Source organism: Imperialibacter sp., assembly GCF_048007035.1.
In the GTDB taxonomy this organism is placed as follows: domain Bacteria; phylum Bacteroidota; class Bacteroidia; order Cytophagales; family Cyclobacteriaceae; genus Imperialibacter.
In genome coordinates this window covers 4,812,877-4,830,169 of the sequence record NZ_CP180355.1, presented here as the reverse complement: position 1 = coordinate 4,830,169, position 17,293 = coordinate 4,812,877, and the positions used below count along the sequence as shown (strand labels likewise).

The 17,293-nt window shown below is 49.0% G+C and carries 18 protein-coding genes; 9 read left to right on the top strand and 9 right to left on the bottom strand.

Annotated features, from left to right (window positions below; translation table 11 throughout):
* Positions 1-51: 51 nt before the first annotated feature.
* Both arr and ACMVP2_RS20965 read right to left on the bottom strand, forming a co-directional pair.
* Entirely contained in the window at positions 52-477 is a 426-nt protein-coding gene (gene arr / locus ACMVP2_RS20970; protein WP_416868211.1) for an NAD(+)--rifampin ADP-ribosyltransferase, read from the bottom strand.
* 926 nt (positions 478-1,403) lie between these two features.
* Complete coding sequence (locus ACMVP2_RS20965; protein WP_416864966.1) at positions 1,404-1,940, bottom strand: hypothetical protein; 537 nt, start codon at positions 1,938-1,940, stop codon at positions 1,404-1,406.
* A 406-nt stretch (positions 1,941-2,346) separates the two neighbouring features.
* Between ACMVP2_RS20965 and ACMVP2_RS20960 the strand changes: the two genes are divergently transcribed.
* The 3 genes from ACMVP2_RS20960 (at position 2,347) to ACMVP2_RS20950 (ending at position 5,436) form a co-directional block, all read left to right on the top strand.
* Entirely contained in the window at positions 2,347-3,360 is a 1,014-nt protein-coding gene (locus ACMVP2_RS20960; RefSeq protein ID WP_416864965.1) for a pirin family protein, read from the top strand.
* 670 nt (positions 3,361-4,030) lie between these two features.
* Entirely contained in the window at positions 4,031-4,177 is a 147-nt protein-coding gene (locus ACMVP2_RS20955; protein WP_416864964.1) for a hypothetical protein, read from the top strand.
* Positions 4,178-4,572: 395 nt separating this feature from the next.
* Entirely contained in the window at positions 4,573-5,436 is an 864-nt protein-coding gene (locus ACMVP2_RS20950) for a hypothetical protein (RefSeq protein ID WP_152000790.1), read from the top strand.
* A gap of 62 nt (positions 5,437-5,498) precedes the next feature.
* Here ACMVP2_RS20950 and ACMVP2_RS20945 read toward each other — a convergent pair whose 3' ends face one another.
* Entirely contained in the window at positions 5,499-6,371 is an 873-nt protein-coding gene (locus ACMVP2_RS20945; protein ID WP_416864963.1) for a TIM barrel protein, read from the bottom strand.
* Between the two features lie 89 nt (positions 6,372-6,460).
* Positions 6,461-7,975: a Gfo/Idh/MocA family protein gene (locus ACMVP2_RS20940; protein ID WP_416864962.1), complete on the bottom strand. Its 1,515-nt coding sequence runs from the start codon at positions 7,973-7,975 to the stop codon at positions 6,461-6,463.
* 1,000 nt (positions 7,976-8,975) lie between these two features.
* Between ACMVP2_RS20940 and ACMVP2_RS20935 the strand changes: the two genes are divergently transcribed.
* Complete coding sequence (locus ACMVP2_RS20935; protein ID WP_152000793.1) at positions 8,976-9,194, top strand: type II toxin-antitoxin system HicB family antitoxin; 219 nt, start codon at positions 8,976-8,978, stop codon at positions 9,192-9,194.
* 56 nt (positions 9,195-9,250) lie between these two features.
* Here the strand turns inward: ACMVP2_RS20935 and ACMVP2_RS20930 are convergent, their stop codons facing one another.
* A complete protein-coding gene (locus ACMVP2_RS20930; protein WP_416864961.1) occupies positions 9,251-9,697 on the bottom strand; it encodes a pyridoxamine 5'-phosphate oxidase family protein in 447 nt (148 codons plus the stop codon).
* A 106-nt stretch (positions 9,698-9,803) separates the two neighbouring features.
* On the opposite strand from ACMVP2_RS20930, the gene ACMVP2_RS20925 reads away from it, so the two are divergent.
* Positions 9,804-10,439 carry a TVP38/TMEM64 family protein gene (locus tag ACMVP2_RS20925; RefSeq protein ID WP_416864960.1) on the top strand — a complete coding sequence of 212 codons (636 nt, stop codon included), beginning with the start codon at positions 9,804-9,806 and terminating at the stop codon, positions 10,437-10,439.
* A 23-nt stretch (positions 10,440-10,462) separates the two neighbouring features.
* Here ACMVP2_RS20925 and ACMVP2_RS20920 read toward each other — a convergent pair whose 3' ends face one another.
* Positions 10,463-11,863 (bottom strand): Gfo/Idh/MocA family oxidoreductase, encoded by a 1,401-nt coding sequence (locus tag ACMVP2_RS20920; RefSeq protein WP_416864959.1) that lies wholly within the window; start codon positions 11,861-11,863, stop codon positions 10,463-10,465.
* A 124-nt stretch (positions 11,864-11,987) separates the two neighbouring features.
* On the opposite strand from ACMVP2_RS20920, the gene ACMVP2_RS20915 reads away from it, so the two are divergent.
* The 4 genes from ACMVP2_RS20915 to fbp all read left to right on the top strand — a co-directional run bounded on the left by ACMVP2_RS20915 (position 11,988) and on the right by fbp (position 15,736).
* Positions 11,988-13,082 (top strand): serine hydrolase domain-containing protein, encoded by a 1,095-nt coding sequence (locus ACMVP2_RS20915; protein WP_416864958.1) that lies wholly within the window; start codon positions 11,988-11,990, stop codon positions 13,080-13,082.
* Between the two features lie 192 nt (positions 13,083-13,274).
* Positions 13,275-13,745 (top strand): low molecular weight protein-tyrosine-phosphatase, encoded by a 471-nt coding sequence (locus ACMVP2_RS20910; protein WP_416864957.1) that lies wholly within the window; start codon positions 13,275-13,277, stop codon positions 13,743-13,745.
* Positions 13,746-14,624, top strand: a complete 879-nt coding sequence (locus tag ACMVP2_RS20905) for a fructosamine kinase family protein (RefSeq protein WP_416864956.1) — start codon at positions 13,746-13,748, stop codon at positions 14,622-14,624. It abuts the gene before it with no gap.
* A gap of 86 nt (positions 14,625-14,710) precedes the next feature.
* On the top strand, positions 14,711-15,736 hold the full coding sequence (gene fbp, locus ACMVP2_RS20900; RefSeq protein WP_416864955.1) for a class 1 fructose-bisphosphatase: 1,026 nt from the start codon (positions 14,711-14,713) through the stop codon (positions 15,734-15,736).
* On the opposite strand, the gene ACMVP2_RS20895 is transcribed toward fbp, so the two are convergent.
* Genes ACMVP2_RS20895 through yihA form a run of 3 tightly spaced genes read right to left on the bottom strand, consistent with a single transcriptional unit; the run spans position 15,699 to position 17,253 of the window.
* Complete coding sequence (locus ACMVP2_RS20895; protein ID WP_416864954.1) at positions 15,699-16,034, bottom strand: hypothetical protein; 336 nt, start codon at positions 16,032-16,034, stop codon at positions 15,699-15,701. The two genes, fbp and ACMVP2_RS20895, sit on opposite strands and share 38 nt — an antisense overlap.
* Positions 16,034-16,588: a DUF5606 domain-containing protein gene (locus ACMVP2_RS20890; RefSeq protein ID WP_339791309.1), complete on the bottom strand. Its 555-nt coding sequence runs from the start codon at positions 16,586-16,588 to the stop codon at positions 16,034-16,036. The genes ACMVP2_RS20895 and ACMVP2_RS20890 overlap by 1 nt, the downstream gene beginning before the upstream one ends.
* A 53-nt stretch (positions 16,589-16,641) precedes the next feature.
* The gene (yihA, locus tag ACMVP2_RS20885; protein WP_317490803.1) at positions 16,642-17,253 is read right to left on the bottom strand and encodes a ribosome biogenesis GTP-binding protein YihA/YsxC; all 612 of its coding nucleotides are present in this window, start codon (positions 17,251-17,253) and stop codon (positions 16,642-16,644) included.
* Positions 17,254-17,293: the final 40 nt, after the last annotated feature.

Genomic DNA, 17,293 nt, shown 5'->3' with positions numbered 1-17,293 from the left:
TTTGAGTGCTGTCGACCCGCCATATACTCTTAGCGTTGTTGTATACGCTACTTAATCCTCAATCGCCTCTATCCCCTGCTCCTTCAACTTCTCAAGATGATCCCTCATCGCTTTGAGCTGCTCTGGTGAGTGCCCCTGCCATTCTCTAACCTCGCCGGATACCTTAATGGGCTGTGCGGTTCGGTACGACTTGGTTGGATTACCTGGAAAGCGCTTGTTTGTCAGGTTGGGATCATCTTCAAAGGAGCCTGTTGGTTCCACTATGTAAATTCTACCAGGCTCTTCGCCAACAGCGAGCTCCGCTCCCCAAATGGCGGCATCCAGCGTGGCGCTGAAGTAGACATAAGCCGCCTTTTTCCCCGTTCCGTAGTTGGACTTAAACCCTGGTGCTATCAGGTCTCCTGGCTTCAAATTTGCCTTCGTTCCATGATAGTACGTCGGCTTCGCTACCTCGCTTTCAATGCTTTCCGTTTTCATTACTGGCGTGTTGCTGGTGATTGTGCTGCCTTGTTTTTTGGCAGCACTTGATACGGCGAACATTCAAAAATATTCATCTCAGCTCTTCCAATACACCATTTTCGGCTAAATTTTCTACGGTACAATATGCATTCGACCACGACGTTAATCATACAACAAACAGCTCGTAAAAACTCGCCCAACAAGAGCAAATACCTCTCAGATTTCGTAGTTAAGTTCTTAAATGGATCAATATGTATTTCTGGGGGATCGAATGTTTCGTTTGTGGTTAAATAAAACGCAAGACTGGTTCAATGCGTCTCGCCCAGCCGGGTTAGGCTTGGATCTTTTGCTTATTTATGACCACTTGGGATATTGGGTTTAAAGGACAATCCCCCAGATTTTCCGCTTGATCCTCTTAAATGACAGCCAACCCATGGCCGAAGGGATGAGTAATTAAATAATCAGGTCGTGCTTGTTCGTTAGTTCACAGGTTGTTAGCCAACATAGAAGAAAGGGAAAGGATTAGAAATGCAATCACAAGTAGAGTTGATATGCGCTTGCGTTTTTTGCATCTGATTTTAAAGCACTCATACTCGCTTAATAATTCAGGCTCCTTAAACTCTTTCATTTTGTCTTCGATAAATGGAAAAGTTGTGCCCAGCTTTTTTGCAAAACTGTTACGAAGCGAAAAGATTGAAAGCGATGTTACTGCGCCTCCGATAAAACTCAGTATTGCCAATACCCAGAAAAATGTAGCCCAATACGTCATGCAGTCAATGGGATCGCCTGGCTATGATGGATGAGTGGGGATTAGAACGCTCTAACCTTCCATGCTCCCATAGCCACTCCTTATTTTAAATTTATTATTTGTGAAGGTCTTTTCAATCCCCACGAAAATATCCTGACCGATAAAACCCCATTCATAGCATTTGTTGGCATTTCGTTTATTTGCATACCATATTGGTGTTCAGTTTCCTCGGATCAATATCCGTTATTCGAATCACATCGTTCACTGAGTACATGTCTTTAAAAGTTACACCGATCCAGAGATTCGTAACTTGGTTATTAGTCAGTTCGCACCACAAAATATGATGATGGTGTCCCATTCCGCCATGTTTGTAAGTTAAAAGGAGCTGACTCGAATCCTTCGCTAGCAGCATAATTTGCCTGCTTGGCAATTCCGCATCATACACTACGTCTGTTGCTCGATATTTTTCATCAGGGTTAGAAAATTTGATCAAATTTCTAATTCCAAGTATCTGTTCGCTGGGGTCATGTTCAGTTAGTAATTCAATCAAGCTTTCTGGAATTTGAGTTTTGTCATTTAGCACTTCAAATTGACCACTTTGGATTCCGGTTCGCATATCTTCAAAGTTCTCCGTTAGCAAGATTTTGCGTTCCCAGAATGTGAATGAAATTGAGTCCTGCGCAAGGAGCTCAGCCTTTCCAAAAAGTAAGAGTGTAAAGATTGCAGTTCTCATAATGAATTCCAACAATCCGAATATAAGCAACTAGTTGCATATATTCCCATCCTATATTTTCTAACCTTCTGAAACTCTAAAGCTCCATTAGAGCCACTGAAAGCTGATTATCCATTTGTAAACGTATGTTATACGCATAATATACACCTATTATTAGAATATACGCCAGGGATAGACAATAGTAGTCCATTCTCCAACCTCAACCCTTCTTCACCGCATGGCTCACGCCGGTTTTTAACTTCTCACTGAACCGTAGCTGTGCCGTTTGCTGCACAATATTGAGAGTCGATAGCAAGAGTACCCTCCTCTATACCGCCACTATTTTTTTACCTTGCCCATCAAAACTAATTTTGACTTAATTCGTTAGTTACATGTACGTACATATAAATAACTAAAACGATCACATATGTCAGCCATTATCAAAATAAAACCACTGGGATTCCCCTGGGAAACCCAGGATCCCTTCCTCTTCTGTGTGCACCATGCCGATGCCTATCCTAAAGGCAACGACAGCATGGGGCCGGATGCTTCCCTGGCCGGAAGGGCCATTAGCAACGACTTCACCATCAAAGACGGCTGGAGGATGTACCACGGCTCAAAAGTGCCCGGCTTCCCGGCCCACCCGCACCGTGGCTTTGAAACAGTGACCATCGCCACCAAAGGCCTGATCGACCACTCCGACTCGCTGGGCGCTGCCGCCCGCTTTGGCAATGGCGACGTGCAATGGATGACGGCCGGCAAAGGCGTACAGCATTCGGAAATGTTTCCGCTGCTGAGCAAGGAGAACGACAATCCGCTTGAGCTGTTCCAGATCTGGCTCAACCTGCCACAAAAGCACAAGCTGGTGCCTCCTCACTTTGCCATGCTGTGGAACGAGACCATTCCCAGGGAAGTGGTAAAAGATGCCAATGGCAAATCGACCGAGGTAATGATTGTGGCCGGAAAGCTGGGTGACAAAAGCGCCCCTACTCCCCCACCTCATTCGTGGGCCAACGAAGCCGACCATGACGTCGCCATCTGGACGATCAAAATGGAGCCGGGCGCTACGTTTACACTGCCTAAAGCTTCGAAGGGAGCCAAAAGGTCAATCTACTTCTACAAAGGCGAGCTGCTGCAGGTGGAAGACCAAAGCATCAATGCCTACAAGGCTGTGGAGCTGCAAGCCGATCAGGAAGCGGTGCTAACGAACGGCAAGGAGCCTGGCTTTATCCTGATGCTGCAAGGCAAGCCAATTGGGGAGCCAGTGGCGCAGTATGGCCCGTTTGTGATGAACAACCAAGCGGAGATTCAGCAAGCGATGCAGGAGTATCAGCGCACGCAGTTTGGCGGCTGGCCCTGGCCCAACCACGAGCACGTGCATTCGAGAGAAAAAGGCAGGTTCGCTATCCATGCTGATGGGAAGGTGGAGGAGAAAGGGTAACGGGTAAAGAGGTCGCTCTATCCGCCAGCACAAGAGCGCCCTCTTTACTTTTTAACAGACCCTTTCTTTACCGCACCCTGGTCTGTCCCCCGACAGACGGGAATAATGAAGTGTGCTGTCAGGGGACAGACCATGGCTGCCGAGTAATCCCAAAGCACCAAAGCCCGACCCACCGGTTATTGCGAGGCACAAACTCAATCACTTATTGTGCTACATTATTCTTGTGCCGTGGCAATCTGCCAGATAAAGAGCCACATTCTGTCCATCAGATTGCCCGTGACGGGGAAACACAACTGCCGCCACAAGATTTCACACAATGATCAAATATTGAGGCAGCTTCGCAATTACCGGTAAGGGGCAGCAATGCTATTAAGTTAAGAGCATTTTACCCTGGCTGGGCGCCCCTTAATCCCTAAGCCGGGTGTCCCCTAAAGGATCCTGCTAACGACAATTCACTCGCCCTTTAGGGTCAGGGGTCAAAGTAGAATTGGGACAACGGAACCTCTTAACTTAATAGCATTGAGGGGGGCAGCGGAGGGCATCGCCATCAATTCGTTCCGGCCTGGCGTCTTCACCTGCCGGCAGAAATACCTGGACAAATACCCTCTTCCCCTGATACGATTTGCTACCGAACCCTGGTCTGTCCCCCGACAGACGGGAATGATGAAGTGTGCTGTCAGGGGACAGCCCACGGGTACGGGAGTACGAGCGCACGCAGTTTGGCGGCTGGCCCTGGCCCAACCACGAGCACGTGCATGCGAGAGAAAAGGGCAGGTTCGCCATCCACGCCGATGGGAAGGTAGAGGAAAAAGGGTAATCAGTAAAGAGGTCGCTCTGTGCAAGCTGCAAGACCGACCTCTTTACTTTTTGGTGTCTGCAGTTTCGATCCAGGTAGAAGTATTCGAAGCGAAAACCAGCACTCTGCCGTCATTGCGATGGAGCAGTAGACAAGTTCTCCATGTCACTATTCATGAAGCGACTGAAGCAATCTGTTCGTTAGGATCACGCTTCGGAATAAACAGATTGCCGCAGCTGCCGCAGAGATTTCACACATAATAGACAAGCGGTGAAGCAGCTTCGCAATGACGGGCGGGTTTGGGTTAACGGGTGTTAAATACAGCCCACAAATACCCTCTTCCCCTGATACGATTTGCCACACGGCACTGATACCCCCGACCGATGCAACGCAAGATATTTGTGCAAAAAAAACCTATGCGCAAATTAGCACTTACCCTATTCGTAGTTGTCGTCACGCTGAGCCAACTCAAAGCACAGAGTTATTCTTACACCGTTCTTGAAAACAACCCTGAAAAGGCTTACACCAAGTTCATAGCGCCAGAATTTGGCTCAGAGTATTCCGGAGCTAACATAAGCATATTGGTCGGTGCCAATGCCCGCATGGGCATTTCTGATAAATTAACTTTTGAAGGCGATGCCCAATTGGATGTTTACCAGTTGAATGGTAAAGGCCTTGGTTATCACCTGGAAGGCGGCGTTTTTCTTCCCCTGAAAACAAAGACCAAAATCAAAGACGTGCCGGTGATCCTGAGCTACAACCCCTACGCAGGCACCAAATACGAGAACGGCAAAAGCTACAACATAGAGGAAACCAAATACCTCAACATTCCGAATATGGACTACAAAGACCAGTACGGCGTAAGGGGTGGTATCTACACCCGTGGAATGAGTGTTGAAAGCGATGGTATCAGAGCGGCTGCGGCAGTAGGAAACCTGTCTCTTGTGGGCCCCTACATTGGGGTTCAAAAAACGTCGCAGGCTTATGTGAAAACAAAAATCAACGATGACGTTGACAGAATTGGCGCTGGCTTTGGCCGGTACTTCATAGATGTGATGCTCTTCCCGGTAAGAAGCCTCAGCGACGAGGCCATCGCTCCTGAGCTGAAAAAAGACAAATTTGTTGGCTGGCGTGGTGGCTTTCAGTGGTACCTCGATCCACATGATGGTGACTACAAGCGCCTGATGAACAGCGTGTTTACAGCAGAAATAGGCTCCAGGCCCTACACGGGCTTCTACCTGAACTTCACATGGGGCTTTGCCTTCATGAATCAGCGATAGCGAAGCGCTTGAAAGCTTTCGGCCAGCACAAGCCAGCCGAAAGCTTTTTACCTCCAATATTTCTATTTCTTATTGAACAAATATTTGTTCAATAGCTCTTTTCCTTTCTTGATTTCCGCTCGCCCGCTCGACTCAATGCCATACCAGCCACTGTAGCCCGACTCCTTGGCCATGTTGATCATTTTGGCTGTCAGCTCCTCCGTTGGCTGGTTGCGGTAGCTCATGCCATGTGCATAAGGCAGCGTCTTCTCCAGGTAAGTCACATTGTCAAAATCGTCCATCGGGCGGCGCCAGTCGGGGTACGTGCCAAAGTACAGGTTGTTCACCTCCTGCATCAGCCTCACCATCCAGTCGCCGTCGTTCGACACGCCACCATGGTTTTCGATCACCACCTTAATACCGGCCTCCACGGCATACTCCAGCAGCATAATGTACGACTCCACCGCCCATTTAAGCGCTTCGTCTTTGTTGGCTCCTTCCGGCCCTCTGCAGTTGGTGCGAATGGCATGACAGCCGAGATACTGGGCGATGTCGATCCACTTGCGGTGATTGATCACAAACTGCCTGCGGCCCTCTTTGGTATCGGAAGCTCCGTCGCCTTCGGCATCCACCATAATGAGCACATTTTTTACACCGTGGTCGGCGGCATTCTTGTTAAGCTGTTTCAGGTAGTTTTCGTGAGGCACTTCCATGAGCGTGTTCACATATTCTATCCCGTTAAGACCAAAGTCTTCCCTGGCCACTTTGGCAAAATCGACGGTTTTCCATTTTCCTTCTCTCACCTCATCCACCAGCGACCACTGTGCGAGCGAAATATCATCTTTCATAATGATAGGGGTTGACGTTTTCGTTTTGCAGGCCGCAAAGGCAGCAGGCCCCATCAGGGAGGCGGCACCAACAGCCGCTGTTTTTCCCATAAAATCTCTTCTGTTCATATCGTAGGTGTTTGATTCTTCTTTTGGTTAGCCTTGCCGGTGCAGGTCGTACCACCAACAAGTTGTGGGCACGACAATCCTGCATTCTCTTACAACTCCCAGCCTTTCCGGTATTCTCTTCTCAGGAACTTATTCGCTTCGGCATCATTCGTAATTTCCATCTTCGCCGAGTCATACACCACCCGTTTGCCGGCTCGCAGAGCCACAGCCCCAAGGTTGATCGTTTCAGAAATAGCCCCTGCATAAAGGAAGCTTCCAGGTGACTGTGTTCTATTTTGAAATGCATCAATCCAAACGTCGTCGCCTCTCACTGTGGTCTCTTCAAGGGCAGGTTTTCCTGCCAGATAGCTCTTCATCCTTGACTCGGGCAGCAGCACCGGGTTCTCACACCTGAACTCTGCCAAAATCTTTCCCTTATCACCCACGAACATCATACCCTCCTGAGGCATGTCTTTGCCATCCACCTCAAGCTCTTCAGGTGTCGGGGGTTTCATACCACCATCGTACCAGAAAAGGTCGAAGGCAGGAAGCGTGTCCTGTTTGGCAAACTTAAACCTCACGATGCTCGAATAAGGGAATGCGACGTCGTTTACCACCGCTTTGCTTACGCCATCCACAGTTGTTCTGGTGGTGGTGCCATAGGCTTCCGCACTGTAGGCTGGTGTTTTCACTCCCAGCGTCAGAAACAACGGCCACAGGCTATAATGTCCCATATCGGCTATGCTGCCTCCGCCGAAATCGTACCAGCCCCGGAACACACAATTCGTGTAATTTTGGTGATAAGGGCGGTCAGGCACGGGGCCCAGCCACAGGTTCCAGTTGAAGCCATCGGGCACAGGCTGCGTCTCCGCCGGGTTTTGCGTCCACTGCTGCCACACCGGGCGGTACGACCAGTTGTGAATTTCTTTCAGGTTGCCAATGGCCCCTTCATCAATCCATTTTTTCACCAAATCATTACCACTTCGCTTGCTCCAGGCCAATAAGTGGGTGCTCGTACCGGTTTTTCTGGCTGTGTCTATCGTCAATTTGGTTTCGTACATCCTGTTGGCAATGGGCTTATGAATCACCACATGCTTGCCTTTCTTCATGGCTGCTATCGACACGGTGGCGTGTAAGTGGTCGGGCGTCATCACCTTCACCGCATCAATGTCTGTTTCCTTTTCAAGCAGCTCCCTGAAGTCTTCGTAGGATTGACACCCCTTGTACTTTCCGGATGGCTTGTTCTTTGCATAATATTTGGTCACAAAATCGTGACCTACGTCCCTTCCACCCATAATCCCATTGAAGTTGGCACCCCATGAGTCTTCGCCCAAAGCCTTTCTGATGCTATTTCTTATGCCGTAAGGTGACCAGTCGATATAATTGGTGCTTAGCTTATTGGGATCACAAACGGAGGTGATCTGTAGCTTTGGGTTGGCAATAAGGCCTACCATTTCCCGCATCCCCTGGGTGCCGCACCCAATATACGCCAGGTTGAGTTTGTCGCTGGGAGCAACAAACCTTGTGCCTCCCACAACGTGCCTCGGAACAATGGTAAATGCCATCGACGCCAAAGCAGCAGATCCGACGAACTCCCGCCGGTTGATTTTTCTTGCTGGTGCCATAGTTTAAGTAGTTAGAGCGTTCTATAGTTTTTCCAATACATGGAACGTACTATAAGTTACTACCTGGCTACGAAGATCACAAAGCAAAAGTGTTGAATGGGGAAATTGTTGGCGGAAACATAGGTATATAAAACGTCGCAGGCCAGGTGCTAGCCCAGCGGCACCTCATAGTATTCCAGTGCCCATTCCAGCATAAACCTCACCCGGTTGGGCACGATTAGCTAGAGGTTATCAACGCTGCCCAGATAGTGCTGCAACAAGCGGTTGCCGTTCCAGATGTCTTCCAGCAACGCCCGATCACTCACCTCTTTTCACATTTGAATGACGCAGCGCTATTGTGTATTTAAATGCATTGAGTCTTTGACGCTTTCCACCAAAGAAGCTACAAAAGATCTGTCACACTTTGATATAAACCGAGTCAGAGACCAGGGCAATTGCATTTAAAGCCATTTAGCTTCGAAATTCTTCTTTTTTACCCTAACCCTAAAGGGAAAGAAGAATTTCAAAGCTGTTTCACCCTTTAGGGTCGGGGTAAAAAAACAGCTTTGAAAAAATTTGAATAGTTTATTTTTAAATGCGTTTGCCCTGTCTGAGACTCCCCGCTATTACTTATCCTGGAGCCCTTTGGAACCCCAGGGAAAGTTGGCGGAAAACGACCCGATTGACTTATCTATCGTTTGAGATGCCGGATGAATTTATTTGTAAATTGGCCCGACAGTAAACGGTTAATTATTAATTTCACCTTGCATGGGCAGGCACGAAAAACTATTAATCAAAATTCTACGTGGAACTTCCGATAAAAATATCGGGTTTGAGGAATTCAGAAACTTGCTACTGCACATAGGGTTTGAAGAGAGAATAAAGGGAAGCCATCACATTCTGTGGAAAGATGGTATTAGCGAAATCTTGAATATTCAAGAAACTTCGGGCAAAGCCAAACCATACCAGGTTAAGCAAGTAAGGAATATCATTGTGAAATATCAGATTAACTTGAGAGAGAATGAATAATAAACCCAGGTACGAAATAATTATTTACTGGAGCAAAGAAGACGATGCATTTGTCGCTGAGGTACCAGAACTGGCTGGGTGTGCCGCAGATGGAGAAACATATCAGGCGGCCTTGGCAAATGTCGAAGTGGTGATAGAGGAATGGATAGAAACTGCCGTTGCGAACGGACGAAATATACCAACTCCCAAAGGAAAGCTGATGTTCGCATAAGCAGGCTATTCTAATTTTAAAGCCCTTCGTAACGCTATGTATAGCGGTTCAACGACTTACGTTAGCGGCACCTCATAATACTCCAGCGCCCACTCCAGCATGAACCTCACCCTGTTGGGCACGATCTTGTACACAATAAGCTGGGGATTATCAACGCTGCCCAGGTAGTGCTGCAACAGACGATTGCTGTTCCAGATGTCTTCCAGCAAGGCCCTGTCGGTTACCACGTCTGCTAAGCCCGTAATGCGCACCTGGTTGTGTTCTTCGTCTACATAGCAAAGCTCCACTTTTGGATTGGCAGCAATCTCGGCTGTTTTCCCGTAGCTCTTCAGGTTGGCCACATACACCGTAAAACCGTCCGTGCGCACCGGCGACACAGGGCGCAACCTGGGCTGGTCGTTGTCGATGGTGGCTAACACAGGGAACTTCACCTTTATCACAAGCTCGGCTGCAAGCTGTGGTACTTTAGCAGGGTCGATGGGTTCGGGAGTAGGCTTCGGCATAATTCTCTTTTCTTAGTGAGCTAAAATTAACTGTTTCCTTTGAAAAACAGCAGGATAAAAACCATCCCACTGTTGGTTAAATTACGTCTCCTCAATAATTTCGTTTATGCGTCTCCTTTACCTTTTCCTTGCTTTGGCAGCCATTGTGCTGATCTCCTTCTTCATCTGGGGCGATCCGCTAATGGAAACTTTCTCTATGGAAGGCTCGGTTAACTGGCTGAGTCAGTATGGCAGCTGGGCCTGGGCCATGGGCATCGTGCTGCTGATGGGCGACTTGCTGCTCCCTCTACCTGCCACGCTTGTTATGTCGGCCCTGGGCTATATCTATGGCCCTGTAGTCGGTGGGCTCATTAGCGCAGCCGGTTCGTTCATCACTGGTTCCTTCGGTTACTGGCTGTGCCGCCTCATGGGCGAGAAAGCTGCCATCAAGCTGCTGGGGGCAAAGGACTACGAAAAAGGAAAGAAGCTTTCCGGCAAAATAGGCGGCTGGGTGGTGGTGCTTTCCCGCTGGCTGCCGGTATTTCCTGAGGTGATTTCGTGCATGGCTGGCATGGTTCGCATGAATGCCACACACTTTCACCTGGCGCTCGCCAGCAGTGCCATTCCCATGGGGTTTGTCTTTGCCTTTATCGGCAGTGCGGGGACAGAGAACCCAACCATTGCAGTGATATTAAGCGCAGGGCTGCCTCCGCTGATTTGGCTCGCCATCAGGCCAATTTTTAAGGCAAGGCTTACAGCGTAAGCCCCGCCTTCATACATGTGTTATTAAAGTCGCTTTACGCTGGGTTTCAAATCCGTCAGGTCGGCAATCTTAATTTTCTTATTGCCTTGCTCAATACTTTTTCGGGCTGCCACACCAATCAGCACGGCCATGGCCCCATCCCGGCTGCCTGCCGCATGGCGCAGCGGATCAGGTGCATTGGGGTCTTTGAAAATTCTATCCTGTAGTCGGCTGTCGCCTCCACCATGACCTGCCCTCACTCTTGGCACTTTAATCTGCTCATAGTCGGCAAAATTCTTCATCACCATCATCTGGTCAAACTCCTCAGCTTCTTCCTTTTTGCCCTGGGTCATTTCCAGCTCATGACGGTTGGCCTGATCTACCTCATCCTTGCCCTGCTGCCATGGAATGTCCTCCCAGCTGTCGAGCCGACCTTCCATGCCGTTAAATGCTACCCGCCAGCCTTCGTAAGGCGAATAGGTCGTCAGCGAATAGTTCACCACCACTCCGTTAGCATATTTGATCTGGGCACTCATTTTGTCGTAAATGTTGATATCGTCTTTCCAAACGCAGCCGTCTCTCAGGTAGCCGTCATATTTTTCGTTGTCGGCATACAAACTCATCAGGTTTTTACTCTTGGTCATGTCCCAGTAAAACTTGCAGTTGCTTTTGTGCGGGCATGGCCGGCAGTTGGTGTGCTTGAATTCCGTATGATTCTTGCCATAGTGCTCCAGCTCTCCAAATGCTACCACTTCAATGGGGTCAGAATCAATCCACCAGTTGAGCAGGTCAAAGTGATGACTGGCCTTGTGCACCCAAAGACTGCCGCTGTTCTCAGTCAGTCGGTGCCAGCGACGGAAGTAATCCGCCCCATGGTACACATTCAGGTACCAGTGGAAGTCCACCGAGGTAAGCTTCCCGGCTACATTGTCTGCCAGCTGCTGCTTGATGGCCGTGGCCAAAGTGGAATACCGGTAGTTAAAACCAACAATCACCTTTTTGCCCGACTTCCGCTCCGCATCCAGAATCGCCTGGCATTTAACGTCGTCGGTCGTCATTGGTTTTTCCGTGAGCACGTTGTAGCCCTTGTTCAGCGATTTGATAACAAATTCATGGTGTGTAGAATCCATGGTGGTAACAATCACCAGGTCAGGCTTGGTCTTGTCGAGCATGTCGTCGAAGTTGTCGAACATCTTGGCGTTGGGGGCGAATTCGCTTTTGGCCAGGTCCATCCGCCCTTTGTTAACGTCATGCAGCCCAACAAACTCAAGGTCGTCGCCATAGTTGTCAACAACCCTCTTTCCCCAGAAGCCAATTCCCCTTGACCCTGTGCCCACCATGACAACTTTCCTTTTTGCCCGGCGGGCAAAAGCATTCATGGGATTCACCAACATGGAGCCAGCAACAGCCGCCCCGGTAGTAGCTACAAATGATCTTCTCTGCATATCTGTTTAAATAGGTTTTAATCAAGATAGCCATTTGTCCCGGGAATTCGAAGCATTTCTTGCCATTAGCTATTTGCTTGATGTGAATGGTGGCTCCTGCTTTCAAATTTGGCTATATTGGATAATGAAAAAATTGCTTTCGACCTCCCTGGCTGTCATCTGTTTCGCTTACAGTTGCCGGCAACCCGAGACCTCCTCCACGCCTTACGAAGTGGCCATTGCTGAAAGCAGCCGCATGATTGACTCGCTGATGACCGCCGAGAAAGTGCCTGGCATCGACGTAGCTGTCGCTATCAACGGCGAAATCGTTTGGTCACAAGGCTTTGGCTATGCCGATCTGGAGCATGAAGCGCCGGTAAAAGCGGGTTATTCACTGTTCAGAATTGGTAGCGTGTCAAAGCCCATTACCTCGGCTGCCATGGGCACGCTGATGGACGCCGGTCAACTTGACCTTACTCAACCTGTGCAAACTTATGTCCCAGACTTCCCAGAAAAGAGATATCCCATCACGGTCAAGCAGGTTGGAGGCCATATTGGCGGCATTCGACATTACCGGGGCCAGGAGATGCTGAGCGCTGCCTACTACCCAACGGTAACCGAAGGACTAAACATCTTCAAGGACGACACACTGCTGTTTGCTCCTGGCACGAAATACTCTTACTCCAGCTATGGATTCAACCTGCTCAGCGCCGTGGTGGAGGGAGCCAGTGGGCAGGACTTTCTCCCGTTTGTGCAGAAAAATGTCTTCGATGCACTTCAAATGAATCACACTACCCCCGACATCAACCACCAAATCATTCCCGGGCGTGTGTCGTTTTACGACGTCGACAGCCTTGGCAACATCGTGAATGCCACCTACGTCGACAACAGCTACAAGTGGGCTGGCGGAGGATTTATCAGCTGCACGACCGATTTGATCAAATTTGGGGAGGCTCACCGCACCGGAACATTCCTCAGCGACAGCGTTCGTTCTATCTTACTTACCTCCCAAACGCTGGCCGATGGTAAAGTAACAGGATATGGTGTGGGTTGGGGCGTATGGGAAAAGAATGGCAGAAAAGGGTTCGGCCACACAGGTGGTTCGGTGGGAGGCATTACCGATTTTCGGGTCTACCCCAAGGAAGGTTTGATTCTCGTGCTTTTATCCAACTCTTCTGTTACAAAGTATGGAAATGTGAGTGACCGGATCGTCGAGCTTTTTCTCGCCGGTGACAAATAATGATGATATGTCGAAGGCTGTAAAAGAAGAAAAGCCTCCTGAAGATCAAGAGGCTTTCTTTACTGTTAAACAGGTGTATGAATAAATTTGTGTTATGTAAAGGTATATACGTGACATACCCATTAAGTAACCACCTCCCCCAGAAAATAATTTACTTTTTTTTCATTTTATTTTAAAACCTGATATTTGAGCATGGTAAAAGTACTTTTTGTATGCCTGGGAAATATTTGCCGGTCACCCATGGCGGAAGCAATTTTCAACAGGCAGCTCAAAGAGCGGGGGCTGTCCGACCAGATAGCGTCCGATTCAGCGGGAACTTCACGGTACCACATCGGGGCCGACCCCGACCCACGTACCATCGACTGTTCCATCACCAACAATACCCCCATTGACCACAAAGCCAGGCAGGTTCGTATTGAAGACTTTCACGAGTTTGATTATGTCCTCGCTATGGATCAAAACAACTACAGAGACATTGCCGCTGTTTTCAAAAAGGAGCATCCCCACTTTTACCTGATGCGGGAATTTGATGAGCAACGTGACAGCCTCGACGTGCCCGATCCCTACTTCGGAGGCATGGACGGTTTCCAGGAAGTGTACGATATGCTGTGGCGGGCATGCGACAAATTAATTGACAGCATTGCCCGGGAAAAGAACCTCTAAATGTTTGATGAGCATTTTAAATCGTTCTTCGAAAAGGTCATCTTCCAAAGTACTGGTGTAGAGACAGAAGAGATCGATTTTAGCTTTGTGGCTGGTGGCTGCATCAACAATACGGTCAAATTAAGCTGCAAGGCTGGCGTTTCCTTTCTAAAATGGAACGAAAGCGCACCAGCAGGCATGTTTGAAGTGGAAGCCAAAGGGCTGACGCTCCTGCAAGACACGGGGGCGGTGCGGGTGCCGGAAATAATCAACACCGGAAGCGCAGAAGGCAAAAGCTACTTGGTGCTGGAGTTCCTTGGGCCTGGCAGGAGAGCTGCCAGCTATGCGGAAACTCTGGGCAGGGAATTGGCCGCTCTGCACCAAAACTCCTCCCCCTTCTTTGGCCTCGATCACGACAACTACATTGGCCGACTCCCTCAAAAAAATGAAGCCAAGCAATCGTGGGCCGATTTCTTTATCGAGTGTCGGCTAAAACCACAGGTAGGCCTGGCTGCCTACAACGGCCTCATTGCAAACGACACGGTGATGCGATTTGAAGTCCTCTACGACAGGCTGCCTGCTCTTTTTCCTGAAGAGCCACCTTCCCTGCTCCATGGCGACCTGTGGAGTGGCAACGTGCACACGGGGCCCGACGGACATGCGTGGCTCATTGACCCAGCAGTTTATTTTGGCCATCGGGAAATGGACCTGGCTTTTACCCAGCTGTTTGGAGGGTTTGATACAGCTTTCTATTCCGCTTACCACGAATCCTTCCCCCTGCAGCCTGGCTGGCAAGAGAGAACCGACCTCTGCAACTTGTACCCTTTGATGGTGCACGTCAACCTTTTTGGCACCTCCTATCTCGCAGCTGTTGAGCGAACACTTTCAAGGTTTATTTAAAATATTTCCAGCGGTTTTCTTGCTGGTGCAATCGATTTAGATGTAGTTTTAGGCCTGTTTTAGACATTAACCCAAAGTTTAAGCAGATGGTAGACAAAAGCAAATTGGGCCAACCTGTTGGCACAACGCTTGATCGTTTTATTAAAAACAAACAAGACGAATTTTCTTTTGCTACCGGGGAGTTATCCCAAATTCTGAGAGACATCGGGCTGGCAGGCAAAATCATCAATAGAGAGATCAGCCGTGCCGGCCTGGTGGACTTAGGAGGCTCAGTAGGTGAGCAGAACATCCAGGGTGAAAATCAACAAAAACTTGATGTCATCGCCAATATCCGTTTCAAAAGAGCGCTGAGAAACGGCGGCGTGGTATGCGCCATAGTGTCGGAAGAAGACGACGGCATCATCGACCTCAACAATCCGCATGGTCGCTACATTGTGGCCATCGATCCGCTCGACGGCTCTTCCAACATCGACGTCAATGTATCCATTGGTACTATATTTTCGGTTTACCGAAGATTATCACCGGTGGGCGGCCCAGCCCTGCGGGAGGACGTGCTGCAAAAAGGTGACGACCAGGTGGCTGCAGGCTATTTGCTCTATGGCTCTTCCACCATGCTGGTGTACAGCACAGGGCATGGCGTGAATGGATTTACTTACGATCCGTCGCTGGGAGAGTTCTTTCTGTCGCACCCCAACATGAAAACCCCAGCCACCGGCAGCATCTACTCCATCAACGAGGGATCCAGCCAGCTTTTCGACGATGGCGTTCGGCAGTATATTCAGCACTGCAAGGAGCAACAACTTACGGCCCGGTACATCGGCTCGTTGGTCGGCGACTTTCACCGAAACATGCTGAAAGGCGGCATTTACATCTACCCGGCTACTCCGAAAGCTCCCAATGGGAAATTGAGATTGCTTTACGAATGCAATGCGCTGGCCTATATTATTGAGCAGGCAGGCGGAAAAGCTACAAACGGAAAAGGAAAACGAATTCTTGACTTACTGCCCAACGAACTTCACCAGAGAACACCCTTTTTTATCGGATCCAGCGAAATGATGGAAATGGCAGAGTCGTTCAATCTGGCGACTGCCGATACTTCTCCCGTAGTTTGATTTTCTCCAGCTGCCGATCGACAATGGCAGCGGTAAGATTGCCCGCCACGTGTTCGGGTGCGCTCTCTTCCAGCAATGATATGACTTTAGGCTCGGGCAGGTCGATCCGGTAGAGGACGTTCAGCAGTTGTTCAAACGATTGATCGAGCATCCGGCGAATGACAGGAGTCAGCACTTCTACAAGCAGACTCCTGGCTTTGTCTTCATCATCAGCTGCGGTGTTCTCAATGCCTTCAGGCACCTCGAAATGCTTGTTCAGCAACTCCAGTGTCCTGTTGGCAAGATCACGTTCAGCCATTACTTATCTGCGGACTTCTTTTTGGCAGCGGGCTTGGCCTTGGGTTTTTCTTCTTTAGGTTGCTTTTCAGCGGCCTTGGCAGCAGGAGCTTTTTTGGCAGCCGCTTCTTTAGGTGCCTTTGCCTTGGCAGGCTTTTCTTCCTTCACCTTTTCTTTGGGCTCGTCGAAAACCTCAGGGGCTACTTCCACCAAAATGCTGTACCAGTTCACCAGCTTTTTAATGTCGGACACGTATACCCTGTCGGCATCGTAAGTGGGCAACACGTGCTTCAGAAACGACTTCAGCTCTTCGTTATCAGAGTTTTTGGTAAGACCAGTGTCACCGGCAAATTCCTTGTGCACCTTGCGCATCACGTCCTCCAACGCCACCGTTCCTTCATTGTCGGTGGTGTAAATAGAGATTTCGTGAAGGATAGACACTTTGGAGTTAGCGTTGACTATCAGCTTGGACTTCTTCTCATCTAACGATTCCAGTATGACGCCTGAGCGGGTAGGGTTAAGTACTTTGAAAAGTCCGCCTTTGCCAGACACTGTTGCAATTTCTTTAAACTCCATATTTGTCAGTTTGTGGGCGCAATTTTAGATATTTTAATCTCACCATTCAACGCTTAATCATTTTTTTGCATAAAAAGCCCATTGGCTTCTTCTATATAGCCGAGCAATTCTTCCTTTCCCCGCTTGTCTTCAGCAGAAGTTACGAACGATGGGGGTAGAAAAATCCAATACTTCTTCAATTCCCTCATAAAGGCCGCCACCGAAGACTGGGTATGGTTTTTTGATTGTTTGTCGGCTTTTGTGAACACAATCGACAAGGGGATTTCGTTCTCTCCCGCCCAGTTAAGAAACTCAAGGTCAATTTTCTGGGGAGGAATCCTCGAATCGATAAGCACAAACAGGTTACACAGGTTCTTCCTTTCCAGCAAGTACTGCTGGTTCATGATCTCCCACTTGGCCTTTTCTGTCTTACTTACTTTGGCCCAGCCATAGCCCGGCATGTCCATCAGCAGCCACGAATCGTTGATCAGGAATTGGTTGAGCAACTGGGTCTTTCCTGGTTTTGACGATGTTTTGGCCAACTTGCTGTGGTTGGTCAGCATGTTGATGAGCGACGACTTGCCGACATTACTGCGCCCAATGAAAGCATACTCCGGCAGCTCGGATTCGGGGCAGGTATTAACGTTGGCATAGCTTGCCAGAAAAGTGGCTGTATCAATCCGCATTTTTTGAAATTTTGGCAAAGATACAAACCCTGCCGAGAAC

Excerpts from the sequence above, each read along its gene's own strand:
- ACMVP2_RS20935 (WP_152000793.1), top strand. The coding sequence starts at position 8,976 with ATGAATAATAAACCCAGGTACGAAATAATTATTTACTGGAGCAAAGAA.
- ACMVP2_RS20920 (WP_416864959.1), bottom strand. The coding sequence starts at position 11,863 with ATGCAGAGAAGATCATTTGTAGCTACTACCGGGGCGGCTGTTGCTGGC.
- ACMVP2_RS20895 (WP_416864954.1), bottom strand. The coding sequence starts at position 16,034 with ATGGCTGAACGTGATCTTGCCAACAGGACACTGGAGTTGCTGAACAAG.
- ACMVP2_RS20960 (WP_416864965.1), top strand. The coding sequence starts at position 2,347 with ATGTCAGCCATTATCAAAATAAAACCACTGGGATTCCCCTGGGAAACC.
- fbp (WP_416864955.1), top strand. The coding sequence starts at position 14,711 with ATGGTAGACAAAAGCAAATTGGGCCAACCTGTTGGCACAACGCTTGAT.
- ACMVP2_RS20950 (WP_152000790.1), top strand. The coding sequence starts at position 4,573 with ATGCGCAAATTAGCACTTACCCTATTCGTAGTTGTCGTCACGCTGAGC.
- ACMVP2_RS20890 (WP_339791309.1), bottom strand. The coding sequence starts at position 16,588 with ATGGAGTTTAAAGAAATTGCAACAGTGTCTGGCAAAGGCGGACTTTTC.
- yihA (WP_317490803.1), bottom strand. The coding sequence starts at position 17,253 with ATGCGGATTGATACAGCCACTTTTCTGGCAAGCTATGCCAACGTTAAT.
- ACMVP2_RS20925 (WP_416864960.1), top strand. The coding sequence starts at position 9,804 with ATGCGTCTCCTTTACCTTTTCCTTGCTTTGGCAGCCATTGTGCTGATC.
- ACMVP2_RS20965 (WP_416864966.1), bottom strand. The coding sequence starts at position 1,940 with ATGAGAACTGCAATCTTTACACTCTTACTTTTTGGAAAGGCTGAGCTC.
- ACMVP2_RS20915 (WP_416864958.1), top strand. The coding sequence starts at position 11,988 with ATGAAAAAATTGCTTTCGACCTCCCTGGCTGTCATCTGTTTCGCTTAC.
- ACMVP2_RS20930 (WP_416864961.1), bottom strand. The coding sequence starts at position 9,697 with ATGCCGAAGCCTACTCCCGAACCCATCGACCCTGCTAAAGTACCACAG.
- ACMVP2_RS20905 (WP_416864956.1), top strand. The coding sequence starts at position 13,746 with ATGTTTGATGAGCATTTTAAATCGTTCTTCGAAAAGGTCATCTTCCAA.
- ACMVP2_RS20945 (WP_416864963.1), bottom strand. The coding sequence starts at position 6,371 with ATGAACAGAAGAGATTTTATGGGAAAAACAGCGGCTGTTGGTGCCGCC.
- ACMVP2_RS20910 (WP_416864957.1), top strand. The coding sequence starts at position 13,275 with ATGGTAAAAGTACTTTTTGTATGCCTGGGAAATATTTGCCGGTCACCC.
- ACMVP2_RS20940 (WP_416864962.1), bottom strand. The coding sequence starts at position 7,975 with ATGGCACCAGCAAGAAAAATCAACCGGCGGGAGTTCGTCGGATCTGCT.
- arr (WP_416868211.1), bottom strand. The coding sequence starts at position 477 with ATGAAAACGGAAAGCATTGAAAGCGAGGTAGCGAAGCCGACGTACTAT.